The following is a 14,522-nucleotide window of genomic DNA, read 5'->3' on the forward strand; positions in this document are numbered from 1 at the left end:
GATACGCAGCGGAACCGGCGCCCGACACGGGTGAATCTGACGACAATTCATGAACAAAGGGCAAATAGGCCCCGAAATGGCGTAAGAAATCCGCGACCCGTCTACTTGCGGAACGGATAGGCCAGTTGTCCGATGATTTCGCGGGGAAACGAGGGCTGGTCGTCTATGCCATAATGGTCCGGCAGCGCGCCTTCCGGCATCCGGAAGGTCCCGAACAGGACGTCCCAGAGCGGAAAGGTGCCCGCGAAATTCGTATCGCCGCCCTCCTCGCGGGATGTGTGGTGCCAGCGGTGAAACACCGGTGTCGCCACGACGTATTTGAACGGGCCGAGCGTCCAGTTGAGGTTGGCGTGAACGAAGGCCGAGTGGAAGATGTTGAACGGCCCGAGCCAGAGCATCACGCCCGGCGAAATGCCAGCCATCAGCAGCACGACATCGATCCCGATGGTACCTAACAGCAGGTTGACGGGGTGAAAGCGCGCCGCCGAGATCCAGTCCACATCTTCCGACGAATGGTGGATGGCGTGGTATTTCCAGAACCCGCCGCGATGGAACATGCGGTGCAGCCAGTACATCATGAAATCGGCTGCGACCAGGAACAGGATTGCCTGCAGCCACAATGGCAGCCTCGACAGCGGGCCATGGCCGTTGTCGTAAAAGGCGATCAGTTCGTCGGCGTCGCGAATTCCAAACACCAGGGCGGCGCCTAGCACCAATAGCCCGACGCGAAACACGCGTGCGAACAGCGGCACCAGGAACCAGTAGCAGACGTCGGTGACGAGTTCGCGCTTGCGCCACCACGGCTTGCCGGGATTGCAGGCCCAGAAATGCGCCAGCACCGAGAACACGAGCGCCAGCGCGATCGTGACCGGCGCCACCTTGGCCAAGGTCTGGCCGAGCATTTCGACGATTTCGGTCGGCAGGTTCATTTCGACCCGGCGTACCAGAAGCTCGGCCTCGCCGCCAGTTCGCACGTCCATCGAGGGCTTCAGGAGACCGCCACGACGGCTTTCGGCGCACGATCTACCGACGCCAGTGCGTGACCCAGCCGATTGAAGCGACGCTCGATCCGGGGCTCGATCAGATGATAACTGAATGCCAGCGACGCGGCGGAGACCAGCACGAACAGCGGCAGCGAGCCCATCGGGAAGAGCGTGAATATGGCGGACATCACGGCGAAATGAGCGAGATAGATGGCGTAAGAGTGCCTTCCCAACACCGTCATCCACGACAGCGAGACGTTCGAGATCAAGACACCGAAGGCGAGTGCAGCCAGCAGCGCGACTTCGGGAGACATTAGCGAAGCGCCGACCAGAAACAGCGCGCCGAATGTCGGCCTGTTCTTCAACTCGATATAGTCGTACAGCAGGATGCCGAAGCCGAAGCAGATCGCCTGGCGCGGCAGCCAGCTCGTGACGACGTCTTCAGCCAGATGCGCTTGGCTGGCGGGCAGCGACGCCGCCAGCCGCGGAATCAGGTAGGGCTCAACGACAAATTGCCCGATGACGCTCACAAGCGCGATCAACGCGTAGCACAGCATGGCGCCGTTACGCCGGCGGAACAGATAGACCAGAAGCGGAAACAGCAGATAGAACTGCATCTCCACCGCAATGCTCCAGCCGCCCGGAACGACCGAATTGTAGGCGGTGACACTGCTCCAATGCAGGAAGAAGAACGTCAGCAGCACATCGCTTATGCCGACGCCGTCAGGCGCAAAATTTGTAATGCCGCGGCCTCGTGTCACCAGCATATAAAAAACAATGGCGAGCCAGAACAGCGGCGCGATCCTGAAGACGCGCCGGATATAAAACGAGCGGGCCGCGGCAAGATCGATCCTATCGCCAAACGTCAGCATCATCGTATAGCCGCTGACGATGAAAAAGAGCTGGACGCCGAGCCTGCCATACTCATTGGCAACCCAGCTCAGGCCGGGAACGACGTCTCTGGACTCTCCCTGGCAGTGCACCAGGACGACGAGCAGGATGGCCACACCACGCAAAAGATCCAGCGATTGGTTGCGCTGTGTCATGGCCTGCCGACGGTACGAACGTGCAGCACGGCGTTCTCGTCGGCGTAGGCGCGCTGCCAGCCGCCGATATGGTCGAGCAGGCCGACCGCAGGCGTAGACGGCGTCAGCAGCACGGCGTCGATGTCCCATTTCTTGAGAATGTCGAGAAGCTGGTTGACGTCCTTGAGCTGCATGGCGCGGTAGTAGGCCACGTCGAAGGCTTCGCCATAGAGCTCGGCGCGCCCGTCGACGAATACGGGGATCTGTTGCCAGATCAGATAGCCGCCGAAGGGAAGATCGTTGAGGACCCGCTTGGGACTATGCGCCTTCAGCGCATCAACGGCCATAGCGGGCGAATGGTTTTCGGGCGGTGCAAAAGTGGTGTTGGCCGCAAGCAGCCATGTCCAGCCGCCGAGCAGGACCATCACCGCCGCCATCACGGGCATCGGGGCCCCGGAGCGGGCGAGCCAGGCCGGTCGCAGCGCGAACTGAGACGCCACCGGCGCGAGCACCACGATCGGCAGCAGCAGTGCGAAGATCTCGACATTCCTGACATGCGACAGCGCCATGTGCAGCAGGCCCAGCACCAGCGCGATCCGCGGCGGCGTGAGCTTGACGCCGCCATAAAGCGCGCCGCCGATCAGCGTGAGAATCGCCATCTCGAACGCGCCGAATTTACTGAAGTCCGCCGGCATCCATTCATAGATCAGGTGCAAGAGTTCTCCGAGATCGAGGATCTTGCGTGCAGCGAGGATCGATCCCCACCCGTAAGGCGTGGCGCAGCAGGCTACCAGCGCGCCGATGCCGAACGCCGCCCAGCCCAGCACCACCGACTTTCGCTGTGCGCGATCGGCATTCCACAGCGCATCGAGCGCGAACGCGCCGACCAGCACCAGGCCAAACACGAATCCGCCATGCAGGTTCGCCCACAACGCCATCAACGGCAGCAGCCATGGCGACGGCGCCTGGCCGCGCTCGCTCGCCGACAGCAGCCCGTTCGCCCACGCAAGCATGATCGGCAGCACCAGCACATGCGGGCGCGCCAGAAAATGCCCCGTCGAAAGCGCCAGCGCCGCCGCCGCGATGGCGACCGCATAGGCCGCGGGAATACGACGGCTGAGAATATGGGTGAACAAGGCGAAGGTCGCGGCGATGCAGCTAGCTGCGAGAGTCACCGGCCCCGTCCAGCCCGCCAGATTGTAGCTCGTCGCATACAAAACCTGCGCCAGCCAGGACGACGATGTCCACGGCTCGCCCGTCTTGGTGAAGGAATAGATGTCGACACGCGGCATCGCGTGGTGATCGAGAATCCACTGGCCCACGGCGATCTGCCAGTAGGTATCGGAATCGTTCAGAAGCGCCCGTCCGCCAATCAGCAGCAGCACGTAGACGCCAATTCCGACCCAGAGCCATGCCGGGACGTCGGCAAGGCTGAAGGCTTTCTCCCGCTGGATCGCTCCGGCTTCAGTGCTCATGCGAAATTACCGGCCGGACTATTGACGGAATGGATAGGCCAGTTGCCCGGCGATCTCGTTGGGGATCTCCTGATCGTCCACACCGTAATTGTCGGGCAGCCGGTTCTCCGGCATGCGGAACGTTCCGAACAGGATGTCCCAGAGCGGGAAGGTGCCCGCGAAATTGGTATTGCCGCCCTCCTCAACCGATGTGTGATGCCAGCGATGGAAGACCGGCGTGGCAAGCACATATTTGAAGGGGCCGAGCGTCCAGTTCAGGTTGGCGTGAACGAAGGCGGAGTGGAAGGTGGTGAACGGCCCAACCCATAGCATGATGTTGGGAGAAATGCCCGCGATCAGCAGGATGACGTCGACCAGGATCGTTCCGATGAACAGGTTGACGGGGTGGAAACGCGCCGCGGAGATCCACTCGAGATCTTCAGAGGAATGATGGATGGCATGGTATTTCCAGAACCCGCCGCCGTGAAACATGCGGTGCAGCCAGTACAGCATGAAGTCTGATGCAACGAGGAATAACAGCGCCTGCACCCAGAGCGGAAGCTGCGCCAGCGGCCCATGACCATTGTCGTAGAATGCGATCAGTTCGTCGGCCTCATGAATGTTGAAGAGGACGGCGGCGCCGAGCACCAGCAGCCCGATGCGGAAGATGCGCGCAAATACCGGCACGAAGAACCAGTAGCAGATGTCGGTGATGAGTTCGCGCTTGCGCCACCAGGGTTTGCCCGGATTGCAGGCCCAGAAATGCGAGAGCACCGTGAACACGAGCGCGAGCGCGATCGTGACCGGAACGACCTTCGCCATCGTCTGGCCTACGACCTCGATGACTTCCATTGGCAAGCTGGACATGACGGCCTCGTTCGATCGGAGACGTCAGGGGTATCTGCTCGCGCTTAAGGAGCCGTGAATCAAAGGAGCCGACCGACACATAGCGCGACGACGAGCGATCCTTCGCAGTCCGTTTGCATTTAGTCGAACGCCTTAATGCGGTGTTTACTGTGCTCAAGAACAGCAAGTTCCAAGCATTTTTGCGCGGTCGCATTAACTGCGCCGAAATTGTCGCACCCTAGGGTGACGCCATGGTCGCGGTGCTGAGAACGCCGGCAAGACCAAACTTAAGTTCGACCAGCCACGTGTGTACACAGGAGTTATCATCTATGAAGAATCTCGTTTCGCGTTTCGTGAAGGATGAGTCCGGCGCCACCGCCATCGAATACGGCCTGATCGCCGCCGGCATCTCGATCGCGATCATCACCGTCGTCAACGGCCTCGGCACCTCGCTGTCGACCAAATTCAACGAGGTCTCGTCGTCGCTGAAGTAAGCGACGGTTGCGAGCTAGCTTTAAAGGCCCCGGCTTGCCGGGGCCTTTATCGTTTTTTTTCAAAGCATGCAGGAACCAACTAGCCGCCATAGGATATGGTTCGAACGTGCAATTTCCGGCGTTTCCCGATTGTTCACTTCTCATGACTAGGCTCGGCCAGGGCCTCGAGCCCGGTCAACCGCAGCCCCGCGTGAATTCATGATCCTCGATACCGCCCGCCTACTGCTGTTTCCGGCCCTGATGGCGTTTGCAGCCGCGAGCGACCTGTTCACGATGACGATTTCGAACCGGGTATCGCTGGCGCTGATCGCCGGGTTTGTGGCGCTCGCGGTGCTGGGCGGCATGGGCCTGCACGACATCCTCATGCATTTCGGCGCCGGCGCAGCCGTCCTGGTGGTGGCCTTTGCCTGCTTCGCGATGGGATGGGTTGGCGGCGGCGACGCCAAGGTCGCGGCCAGCGTGGCGCTCTGGTTCGGTTTCGACCATCTCCTCAATTATCTAGTCTATGCCTCGCTGCTCGGCGGGGCGCTGACGATCCTGCTGATTCAATTCCGGCAATGGCCGCTGCCCTACCCGCTTGCGGGACAAGCCTGGCTGAACCGGCTGCACGACAAGCAGAGCGGGATTCCCTACGGCATCGCGCTCGCCCTCGGCGCGCTGATCGTCTATCCGGAGACCCAATGGATCAAGGCGATCGACCTCGCGCACCTCGCCATGCGCTGATCCAACGCCGCTAACTTTCCGTTAAGGCAATTTACACACGCCTCATTAACCATGCTTTGACGAATAGCTGGTCAACTCCCATCACGGCGACGGAAGCGTCGCAGCGTAATGTGGAAAGTGAAGCGTATGAATAAGCCACGCATTGTGGTCATGGCCATCGCTCTCGGCGCCGGCGGCATTGCCGCATATCTCGCCAGCGGGGCCGGCGACAAGCCTGCGCCGGCCCAGCCGGTCGCGCAGCTGCAGACCGTTGATATTCTCGTCGCCAAATCGGATATCGGCCTTGGCCAGTCGGTCAAGCCGGACGATCTGCAATGGCAGACCTGGCCGGCCGCGACCGCCAGCAACTTCATCAGCCGCGCCAGCAAGGCCGACGCCATCAACGAGATCACAGGCTCCATCGCGCGCGCGCCATTCATCGCGGGCGAACCGATTCGCGAACAGAAGCTGGTGAAGGCCGACGGCTCCGGCTTCATGGCGGCGATCCTGCCCGCCGGCTACCGGGCCATTGCCACCGAAATTTCCCCGGAAACCGGCGCCGGCGGCTTCATCCTGCCGAACGACCGCGTCGACGTGATTCTTACCAAGCGCGACAAGAATCCGGCAGCCTCGGATGTCCCGGTTTCGGAGATCATCCTCAGCAATGTCCGCGTTCTCGCAATCGACCAGGCGCCAAAAGAAAAAGAAGGCGCCAACGCGCTGGTCGGCAGGACCGTCACCCTCGAACTGAAGCCCGAGCAGGCCGAAATGCTGGCGCGATCGCGCCAGAGCGGCACGCTGACGCTGGCGCTGCGCAGCATCGCCGACATCAAGACGGTCGAGAACCCGGACGAACAGCAACTCAACAAGCGCGGCGAAAACCTCAACGTCATTCGTTACGGCGTTGCCAGCCAGCAGACGATGCAGAAGTGACCGAAAGGACGCACGATATGAAGTGCAGGGAAGTTCAGCCGATGATGCGAACGTTCATCGTCCGCGCCCTGTCGTTTTCGGCCGTGGCTGCACTCACGCTCAATCCGGCGCTGACGCCGGTGGTGGCGAGCGACTATCGCGCTGCTGCGCCGGTCGCTGCCGACGGGCAGATGAACGCGCGGTTCGTTTCGCTCGGGATCGGCAAATCGATCGTGATCGACCTGCCGCGGGAAATCAAGGACGTGCTGGTCGCCGATCCGAAGATCGCCAACGCCGTCGTCCGCTCGACCCAGCGCGCCTATATCATCGGCGCCGCGGTCGGCCAGACCAACATCATCTTCTTCGATTCGACCGGCACTCAGATCGCGGCCTATGACATCGCCGTCAAGCGCGACCTCAACGGCGTGCGCGCCGCGCTGAAACAGTCGATGCCGAATTCGGAGATCCTGATCGATGGCGTCGGTGACGGGGTGATATTGACCGGCACCGCGGCGAGCCCGATCGAAGCGCAGCAGGCCGCCGATATTGCTGCCCGCCTCGTGGGCGGCACTGAAAAGGTCGTCAATTCGATCGCTGTCCGTGGCCGCGACCAGGTAATGCTGAAAGTCACGGTCGCCGAAGTCGCCCGCAGCATCATCAAGCAGTTGGGTATCGATCTCACTGCCAACATGAACTACGGCACTGCGGTTGTGAATTTCAACAACTCCAACCCGTTCACCGCTCTCGGCCGTCCCGCGGTCGCGGCCAACGCGCTACAGACATCGTTTGGAAGCATGCCTTCGGTCACGGCTACGCTCCGCGCGATGGAGAGCGCCGGCGTCGTGCGCACCTTGGCTGAACCCAATCTGACCGCGATCTCCGGCGAATCCGCGACCTTCATTGCCGGCGGCGAGTTTCCCGTTCCCGCAGGCTATTCCTGCGATCCGCTCACGCGCGTCTGTCAGACCCAGATCTCGTTCAAGAAATTCGGTATTTCGCTCAACTTCACTCCGGTCGTGCTGGCCGAAGGCCGGATCAGCCTTCGCGTCATGACGGAAGTGTCGGAACTGTCGAACGACAACTCGATCACGCTGACGCAGTCTCTCAGCAATAACTCGACGAACTCGCTGACCATCCCCTCGGTCAAGACCCGCCGCGCCGAAACCACCCTGGAAATTCCCTCGGGCGGCGCGATGGCGATGGCGGGCCTGATTGCGGACCAGACCAAGCAGGCCGTCAACGGCCTCCCCGGTCTGTCGCAATTGCCGGTTCTCGGCACGCTGTTCCGCAGCCGCGATTACGTCAACAACCAGACCGAACTGATGGTTCTGGTCACGCCCTATGTGGTGCGTGCAGTAGCGCAGAAGGATCTGTCGCGTCCCGATGACGGCTTTGCCAGCGCATCCGACCCGCAGGCCGATCTGCTCGGCAGCATCAATCGCATCTACGGCGTTCCGGGCCGGGTCGAGAAGGCACGGAATTATCGCGGCACCTACGGCTTTATCACGGACTGAGGCGGGACGATGACACCCAGGATGAAATCCATAAGACTCGCCGATCTCAGGCGCGCCCTCCGGCTAACGGGAGCGCTGATCGGTCTTTCCGTGGCGCTTGGCGCCTGCAAGCACACCACCGAGGTCGTGACGACGGCGGGCGTGCCTGACGACGTTCGCCAGCGTCATCCGATCGCGGTCCAGGAAGCCGACCGCTCGATCGTCGTTTTCGTCGGCCGCGGCCGCGGCGGCCTTTCCGCCTCGCAACGCGCCGACGTGATGGGCCTGGCTCAATCCTGGCTTCGCGAAGGCACCGGCGCGATCAGCGTCGACGTGCCCGTCAATACTCCGAACGCACGGGCGGCCGAGGATTCATTGCGCGAGATCCAGGCGACCTTCTCGGCCGCCGGCGTGCCGCCGCGCGCGGTCAATGTCCGGCAGTATCGCCCCGAGGACCCCAGGCACATGGCCGCGATCCGCCTCAACTATCCGAAGATCTCGGCGGTGGCCGGCCCATGCGGGCTGTGGCCGGAGGACATCGGACCGTCGATCCACAACAAGGGCTATTTCGACAACAAACAGTATTACAATTTCGGCTGCTCCAACCAGCGCAATCTGGCGGCGATGGTCGACAATCCGTCTGATCTCGTGCAGCCGCGTTCCGAAACCCCAGCCTATACGCCTCGCCGTAGCGTTGCCTTCGAGAAATATCGCAAGGGCTTGTCCACGGCGACCGTCTACCCCGACAGCGACAAGGCCAAACTCAGCGATACCGGCAAATGATCACTTACGAGCGACAGAATACAGACCAGCAGCCGCATATCACGGCGCCGTCTACCGAGGATCACATCGCGCCGGCGCCGCGGGTGTCGGTACAGGCGTTCTGCGAGACGGTGGAAACCGCGGCTGCCGTGCAGGCGGCGGGCGAAGACCGCCGCCTCGGCAAGGCTCATCTCAAGATCCAGATGGGCGGCATGGCCGCTGCCATCGAGGCCTACCGCTCGGCCCCGACCCCGAACGTCATCATCCTGGAGACCGAAGGCCGCAACGACATTCTCAACGGCCTCGACCAGCTTGCCACCGTTTGCGACGCCGGGACCCGCGTGATCGTGATCGGCCGCATCAACGATGTCATGCTCTATCGCGAACTGGTCCGCCGCGGCGTCAGCGACTACGTCATCGCTCCGGTCAGCGCCATCGACGTCGTGCGCTCGGTCTGTAACCTGTTTTCGTCGCCGGAAGCCAAGGCCGTTGGCCGCATCATCGCCATCGTCGGCGCCAAGGGCGGCGTCGGCGCATCCACCGTCGCGCACAACGTCGCCTGGGCGATCGCACGCGATCTGGCGCTGGACTCCGTGGTCGCCGACCTCGACCTCGCTTTCGGCACCGCCGGCCTCGACTACAACCAGGACCCGCCGCAGGGCATTGCGGACGCGGTGTTCTCGCCCGATCGGGTCGATACCGCGTTCCTCGACCGCCTGCTGTCGAAATGCACCGACCACCTCAGTCTGCTGGCCGCGCCGGCTACGCTGGACCGGGTCTACGATTTCGGCGCCGAGGCGTTCGATTCGATCTTCGATACGCTTCGCACCACGATGCCCTGCATCGTGCTCGACGTTCCCCATCAATGGTCGGGATGGACCAAGCGTGCCCTGATTGCAGCCGACGATATTCTGATCGTCGCGGCGCCCGATCTGGCGAATCTGCGCAACACGAAGAACATCTTCGATCTCCTGAAGGCATCGCGGCCAAACGATCGCGTTCCGCTTTATTGCCTGAACCAGGTCGGTGTCCCGAAACGGCCGGAGATCCCCGCCAGCGAGTTCGCCAAGGCAATCGAAAGCCAGCCGATCGCTACCATCCCGTTCGAGCCGCAGATGTTCGGATCGGCCGCGAACAATGGCCAGATGATCGCGGAAATCTCCGCCACACATCGCACCACCGAAATGTTCCTGCAGATTGCGCAGCGGCTCACCGGCCGCGGCGAGACCAAGAAGCCCAAGAGTTCGTTGTTGTCACCTCTGATCGAGAAGTTGCGGGCCAAGAAATAGGTCACCCGCATGGAGTGCCATCGTGTTCGGTAAGCGTAGTGGAAATGATAGTGATACGCGGGTATTGAAGCCCGCCATTCAGGCGCCGGAGCCGGCTTCAGCGCCGGCCGTTGCGCGCGAGATGGCCGCGCCGGCCGTCGCTTCGCCTCCAATCGCTCCGATGAAGGCGCCACCGCCCGCCCCTGCCATGGAGGCGCGGCGGTCCGACAATTACTACCAGGTCAAGGCGACCATCTTCGGTGCCCTGATCGAGGCGATCGACCTCGCCCAGCTTGCCAAGCTGGACGGCGAGTCGGCGCGCGAAGAAATCCGCGACATCGTCAACGAAATCATCGCGATCAAGAACATCGTGATGTCGATTGCCGAGCAGGAAGAGCTGCTCGACGACATCTGCAACGACGTGCTCGGCTACGGCCCGCTGGAGCCGCTGTTGTCGCGCGACGACATCGCCGACATCATGGTCAACGGCGCCGGCACGGTGTTCATCGAAGTCGCCGGCAAGATCCAGAAGACCGGCATCCGTTTCCGCGATAACCAGCAGCTTCTCAACATCTGCCAGCGCATCGTCAGCCAGGTCGGCCGCCGCGTCGACGAATCCTCGCCGATCTGCGACGCCCGCCTCGCCGACGGCTCACGCGTCAACGCCATCGTTCCGCCGCTGGCGATCGACGGGCCTGCCCTCACCATTCGTAAGTTCAAGAAGGACAAGTTGACGCTCGACCAACTGGTCAAGTTCGGCGCGATCTCGCCGGAAGGCGCGACGATCCTGCAGATCATCGGCCGTGTCCGCTGCAACGTGCTGATCTCGGGCGGCACCGGCTCCGGCAAGACCACGCTGTTGAACTGCCTGACCCAGTTCATCGAACACGACGAGCGCGTCATCACCTGCGAAGACGCCGCCGAACTTCAGCTCCAGCAGCCTCACGTGGTGCGGCTCGAAACCCGCCCGCCCAACATCGAAGGCGAAGGCCAGATCACGATGCGCGAGCTGGTCCGCAACTGCCTGCGTATGCGTCCCGAGCGCATCATCGTCGGCGAAGTCCGCGGACCAGAAGCGTTCGACCTGCTGCAGGCCATGAACACCGGCCACGACGGCTCGATGGGAACGCTGCACGCCAACAATCCCCGCGAAGCCCTGTCGCGCTGCGAATCGATGATCACGATGGGCGGCTTCTCGCTGCCCTCGCGGACCATCCGCGAAATGATCTGCGCCTCGATCGACGTCATCGTGCAGGCCGCGCGCCTTCGCGACGGTTCACGCCGCATCACCCACATCACCGAGGTGATGGGCATGGAAGGCGATACCATCATTACCCAGGACGTATTCCTGTACGACATGATCGGCGAGGACGCGAACGGCAAGATCATCGGGCGGCACCGCTCGACCGGGATCGGACGTCCGCGGTTCTGGGAACGGGCGCGATACTTCGGCGAAGAGAAGCGGCTTGCAGCCGCGCTCGATGCCGCCGAAGTCATCGAGAAGGTTTGAGGAATGCGATGAGCATGCAGATACTTGCACTGGCCTTTCTCGCCGCTACTGCCATCGGCGGCCTGGCATGGGTATTCATCTATCCGTCGCTGTCGGGCGAGCGGAAGGCCGAATCCCGCCGCGCCTCGATCGCACGGACCGACGCCCCGGCGCGCCAGGTCGAAAAAACCCAGCGTTCGCGCCGCGAGCAGGTCGAAGGATCGCTGAAGGAACTCGACGCCCGCCGCAAGAAGGACAAGTCCGTGCCCCTTTCAGCCCGCCTTGCGCAGGCCGGTTTGGGATCGTGGACGCCTCAGAAATTCTGGATCATGTCAGCCGTTTCCGGCGCGGTTGGATTCGTGCTCGCCTTTGTGATCGGCGGCCACCTGCTGGGCGCCGCCGTGATGGCTTTCGCCACCGGCCTCGGCCTGCCGCGCTGGGCCCTGAACTATCTCAAGAAACGCCGCGAGAAGGCCTTTCTGAAGGCGCTCCCCGATGCCGTCGACGTCATCGTGCGCGGCATCAAGGCAGGTCTACCGCTGTTCGAATCCATCAAGGTGGTCGCCGCCGACTCGCCGGAGCCGCTCAAGAGCGAGTTCAGCGCCATCATCGAAACCCAGACCATCGGAATGCCGCTCGGCGAGGCCTGCGCGCGACTGTATGACCGGATGCCGTTGCCGGAGGCGAACTTCTTCGGCATCGTAGTCGCGATCCAGCAGAAGTCCGGCGGTAACCTGTCGGAAGCGCTCGGCAACCTCTCCAAGGTGCTGCGCGACCGCAAGAAGATGGCGGAAAAGATCCAGGCGATGTCGACGGAAGCCAAGGCCTCCGCAGCCATCATCGGCTCGCTGCCGCCGGCCGTGATGCTGATGGTCTATATCTCGACGCCCGACTACATCTCGCTGCTTTGGACCCATCACATCGGCCAGTTCATGCTGGTGTGCTGCCTCGCCTGGATGACGATCGGTATCCTGGTGATGAAAAAAATGATCAATTTCGACTTCTGACGGTGCGGCTATGATTGAGTTTCTGATCGCCAAGATGCACGACGCGCGGTTCATGACCATGCTGCTTGCCGCCGTCGCGGCGAGCGCGACCGCCTATACGCTGATCATGCCGCTGTTTGCCGGCGAAGGTCTTTCCAAACGCATGAAGGCGGTCGCCAGCGAGCGCGAACGGCTCCGCCAGCGCGAGCGCGAGCGCCTCAACAAATCGGAGAAGGTATCGCTGCGGCAAACCCCGAAGCAGCTCGTCTCCAAAGTGGTGGAAGACTTCAACCTGACCAAATGGCTGGCGCAGGAAGCTGCGCGCGACAAGCTAGTCATGGCCGGCTATCGCGGCCACGCGCCCTATGTCACGTTCCTGTTCGCCCGCGCAGTGACGCCGATCGTGCTGTTTGTCGGCGCGGCCCTCTACGTGTTCGTGATCACGCAGATGGATAAGTCGTTGACGATCAAGCTCGGCATTTGCATTGCGGCCGCCTATCTCGGACTGCAGGCACCGATGCTGTTCCTGAAGAACGCCATCAGCAAGCGCCAGCTCTCGATCAAGCGCGCCTTTCCCGACGCGCTCGACCTCCTGCTGATCTGCATCGAGTCCGGCATGTCGGTGGAAGTCGCCTTCCGCAAGGTCTCCACCGAGATCACGGGGCAATCGATCGCTCTGTCGGAGGAATTCGCGCTGACCACGGCGGAATTGTCCTACCTGCAGGACCGCAAGGTGGCCTACGAGAACCTCGCCAAGCGTACCGGCCTCGAGGGCGTGAAATCGGTCTGCCTGGCGCTGATGCAGTCGGAACGCTACGGCACCCCGCTCGGCCAGAGCCTGCGCGTGATGGCGCAGGAAAACCGCGACATGCGGATGACCGAGGCCGAGAAGAAGGCGGCCGCGCTGCCGCCGAAGCTGACCGTACCGATGATCCTGTTCTTCCTGCCGTGCCTGTTCATCGTCATTCTCGGACCGACCTACATCAAGGTCCAGATGATTCAATAATGCGATCGGCGCAGCCGCTGCTGCGCCGTTCGACGTCAACCTTGCCACGGCACACGCGGCGCCGGATTGACCTTAGACAGCCTTGAATATCGGGAAGTCCGCTTCGCTGGCGATGACGGCTCGCGGCCGGCCTATAGCGCTTTCGAGCGAAGTGGATACCCGGTTCGCGTGAAGAAAACGCGTCAAAACGAGAATCTAGAGCTTCCGTTCTGGTTCAACCAGAACCGAAGCTCTAGTCCGGCCGGTTGAGCGCTGCGACCGGGACGGCCGCCTTGTTGCCCGGAGGACGCGAATTGTCCTTATCCTTGCGGCTTAGCATTTCCCGCAAGTAGGCCACGTTGGCGGCCGCCTCGTCGGCCGGCAGGTCGCCCTTGGCGATGGTCTCCGCTTCCGCGAAGCGGCCCTGCAGACCGGCCACGAGCGCCAGGTTCTGCCGCACCCTTGCGTCGGCGCGGGGATTGGAATAGGCGCGCCGAAGCGTTTCCTCAGCTTGCGGCAGCTCCCGCGTCAGCATGTAGGAGAGACCGAGATTGGACAGCACCGACGGCTCTTCCGGCATGATCTTCAGCGCGCTCGCGTAATAGCGGCGGGCCTCGTCGTGCTTGCCCATCTTGTCAAGCGTGGTGCCCTGCGCCGAAAGAATGCGCCAGTCGGGATTGGCCGGCGAATGGGCGCGGCTCAGCACGTCGAAGGCGGCCTGCGAATTGCCATTGTCGGCGAGCGCGCGGCCGTAAGCGGCTAGCAGCGCCTTGTTGCCCGGATGGGCGATGGTGGCCTGTTCGAGCACGGCGGCGGCCTGCGCCCGCTGGCCGGTGGCGCGGAGCGCTTGGCCATAAGCCAGTGCTGCCTCGGCATCCTTGGGGTTGGCACGATATCGCTCGCCATAGACCTCGGCCGCTCGGCGCGGATCTTCGGGAACGGCTTGCGCCTTTGATGACGATGAGGTCAACGATCCCGTGATGTCGGACATGGTCTGGCAGCCGCCAAGGCCTGCGGCCAAAACCGCCGTAACGGCCGCGGTGGTCAGGAACCGGGCAAAAGACCCGGTGGGGTTGGACTGTCGACACATGGCACTTCAACTCACGGAGATTGCGGACGAATG

14 protein-coding genes are annotated in these 14,522 nt (G+C 62.5%); 9 read left to right on the plus strand and 5 right to left on the minus strand.

The window, feature by feature from the left end; all coding sequences use genetic code 11:
* Positions 1-101: 101 nt before the first annotated feature.
* From GWE18_RS12055 to GWE18_RS12070, 4 genes are read right to left on the minus strand one after another with little or no spacing between them, the layout of a single operon-like run.
* Complete coding sequence (locus GWE18_RS12055) at positions 102-929, minus strand: sterol desaturase family protein (RefSeq protein ID WP_275186009.1); 828 nt, start codon at positions 927-929, stop codon at positions 102-104.
* A 59-nt stretch (positions 930-988) separates the two neighbouring features.
* Positions 989-2,029 (minus strand): acyltransferase, encoded by a 1,041-nt coding sequence (locus tag GWE18_RS12060; protein WP_275185957.1) that lies wholly within the window; start codon positions 2,027-2,029, stop codon positions 989-991.
* Complete coding sequence (locus GWE18_RS12065; RefSeq protein WP_275185958.1) at positions 2,026-3,483, minus strand: hypothetical protein; 1,458 nt, start codon at positions 3,481-3,483, stop codon at positions 2,026-2,028. Before GWE18_RS12065 ends, GWE18_RS12060 begins: the two co-directional genes overlap by 4 nt.
* An 18-nt stretch (positions 3,484-3,501) precedes the next feature.
* Positions 3,502-4,329 (minus strand): sterol desaturase family protein, encoded by an 828-nt coding sequence (locus GWE18_RS12070; RefSeq protein WP_275185959.1) that lies wholly within the window; start codon positions 4,327-4,329, stop codon positions 3,502-3,504.
* Positions 4,330-4,637: 308 nt separating this feature from the next.
* On the opposite strand from GWE18_RS12070, the gene GWE18_RS12075 reads away from it, so the two are divergent.
* The 9 genes from GWE18_RS12075 (at position 4,638) to GWE18_RS12115 (ending at position 13,420) form a co-directional block, all read left to right on the plus strand.
* Positions 4,638-4,802 carry a Flp family type IVb pilin gene (locus GWE18_RS12075; protein WP_275185960.1) on the plus strand — a complete coding sequence of 55 codons (165 nt, stop codon included), beginning with the start codon at positions 4,638-4,640 and terminating at the stop codon, positions 4,800-4,802.
* A gap of 198 nt (positions 4,803-5,000) precedes the next feature.
* Positions 5,001-5,525 (plus strand): prepilin peptidase, encoded by a 525-nt coding sequence (locus GWE18_RS12080; protein ID WP_275185961.1) that lies wholly within the window; start codon positions 5,001-5,003, stop codon positions 5,523-5,525.
* A gap of 126 nt (positions 5,526-5,651) precedes the next feature.
* Positions 5,652-6,437 (plus strand): Flp pilus assembly protein CpaB, encoded by a 786-nt coding sequence (gene cpaB, locus GWE18_RS12085; RefSeq protein ID WP_275185962.1) that lies wholly within the window; start codon positions 5,652-5,654, stop codon positions 6,435-6,437.
* Positions 6,438-6,454: 17 nt separating this feature from the next.
* Positions 6,455-7,930, plus strand: coding sequence for a type II and III secretion system protein family protein (locus GWE18_RS12090; protein WP_275185963.1), 1,476 nt, complete (start codon positions 6,455-6,457; stop codon positions 7,928-7,930).
* A 21-nt stretch (positions 7,931-7,951) separates the two neighbouring features.
* Positions 7,952-8,692 (plus strand): CpaD family pilus assembly protein, encoded by a 741-nt coding sequence (locus tag GWE18_RS12095; RefSeq protein WP_275185965.1) that lies wholly within the window; start codon positions 7,952-7,954, stop codon positions 8,690-8,692.
* Positions 8,689-9,960, plus strand: a complete 1,272-nt coding sequence (locus tag GWE18_RS12100; RefSeq protein ID WP_275185966.1) for an AAA family ATPase — start codon at positions 8,689-8,691, stop codon at positions 9,958-9,960. The genes GWE18_RS12095 and GWE18_RS12100 overlap by 4 nt, the downstream gene beginning before the upstream one ends.
* Before the next feature lie 22 nt (positions 9,961-9,982).
* Entirely contained in the window at positions 9,983-11,449 is a 1,467-nt protein-coding gene (locus GWE18_RS12105; protein ID WP_275185967.1) for a CpaF family protein, read from the plus strand.
* Positions 11,450-11,457: 8 nt separating this feature from the next.
* Entirely contained in the window at positions 11,458-12,435 is a 978-nt protein-coding gene (locus GWE18_RS12110; protein ID WP_275185968.1) for a type II secretion system F family protein, read from the plus strand.
* 10 nt (positions 12,436-12,445) lie between these two features.
* Positions 12,446-13,420: a type II secretion system F family protein gene (locus GWE18_RS12115; RefSeq protein ID WP_275185969.1), complete on the plus strand. Its 975-nt coding sequence runs from the start codon at positions 12,446-12,448 to the stop codon at positions 13,418-13,420.
* A 232-nt stretch (positions 13,421-13,652) separates the two neighbouring features.
* Here the strand turns inward: GWE18_RS12115 and GWE18_RS12120 are convergent, their stop codons facing one another.
* Positions 13,653-14,489 (minus strand): tetratricopeptide repeat protein, encoded by an 837-nt coding sequence (locus tag GWE18_RS12120; RefSeq protein ID WP_275185970.1) that lies wholly within the window; start codon positions 14,487-14,489, stop codon positions 13,653-13,655.
* Between the last annotated feature and the right edge of the window lie 33 nt (positions 14,490-14,522).

The sequence above is a fragment of the Bradyrhizobium sp. CSA112 genome (assembly GCF_029051645.1).
Taxonomy (GTDB): domain Bacteria; phylum Pseudomonadota; class Alphaproteobacteria; order Rhizobiales; family Xanthobacteraceae; genus Bradyrhizobium.

Excerpts from the sequence above, each read along its gene's own strand:
- GWE18_RS12055 (WP_275186009.1), bottom strand. The coding sequence starts at position 929 with ATGAACCTGCCGACCGAAATCGTCGAAATGCTCGGCCAGACCTTGGCC.
- GWE18_RS12060 (WP_275185957.1), bottom strand. The coding sequence starts at position 2,029 with ATGACACAGCGCAACCAATCGCTGGATCTTTTGCGTGGTGTGGCCATC.
- GWE18_RS12065 (WP_275185958.1), bottom strand. The coding sequence starts at position 3,483 with ATGAGCACTGAAGCCGGAGCGATCCAGCGGGAGAAAGCCTTCAGCCTT.
- GWE18_RS12070 (WP_275185959.1), bottom strand. The coding sequence starts at position 4,329 with ATGTCCAGCTTGCCAATGGAAGTCATCGAGGTCGTAGGCCAGACGATG.
- GWE18_RS12075 (WP_275185960.1), top strand. The coding sequence starts at position 4,638 with ATGAAGAATCTCGTTTCGCGTTTCGTGAAGGATGAGTCCGGCGCCACC.
- GWE18_RS12080 (WP_275185961.1), top strand. The coding sequence starts at position 5,001 with ATGATCCTCGATACCGCCCGCCTACTGCTGTTTCCGGCCCTGATGGCG.
- cpaB (WP_275185962.1), top strand. The coding sequence starts at position 5,652 with ATGAATAAGCCACGCATTGTGGTCATGGCCATCGCTCTCGGCGCCGGC.
- GWE18_RS12090 (WP_275185963.1), top strand. The coding sequence starts at position 6,455 with ATGAAGTGCAGGGAAGTTCAGCCGATGATGCGAACGTTCATCGTCCGC.
- GWE18_RS12095 (WP_275185965.1), top strand. The coding sequence starts at position 7,952 with ATGAAATCCATAAGACTCGCCGATCTCAGGCGCGCCCTCCGGCTAACG.
- GWE18_RS12100 (WP_275185966.1), top strand. The coding sequence starts at position 8,689 with ATGATCACTTACGAGCGACAGAATACAGACCAGCAGCCGCATATCACG.
- GWE18_RS12110 (WP_275185968.1), top strand. The coding sequence starts at position 11,458 with ATGAGCATGCAGATACTTGCACTGGCCTTTCTCGCCGCTACTGCCATC.
- GWE18_RS12115 (WP_275185969.1), top strand. The coding sequence starts at position 12,446 with ATGATTGAGTTTCTGATCGCCAAGATGCACGACGCGCGGTTCATGACC.
- GWE18_RS12120 (WP_275185970.1), bottom strand. The coding sequence starts at position 14,489 with ATGTGTCGACAGTCCAACCCCACCGGGTCTTTTGCCCGGTTCCTGACC.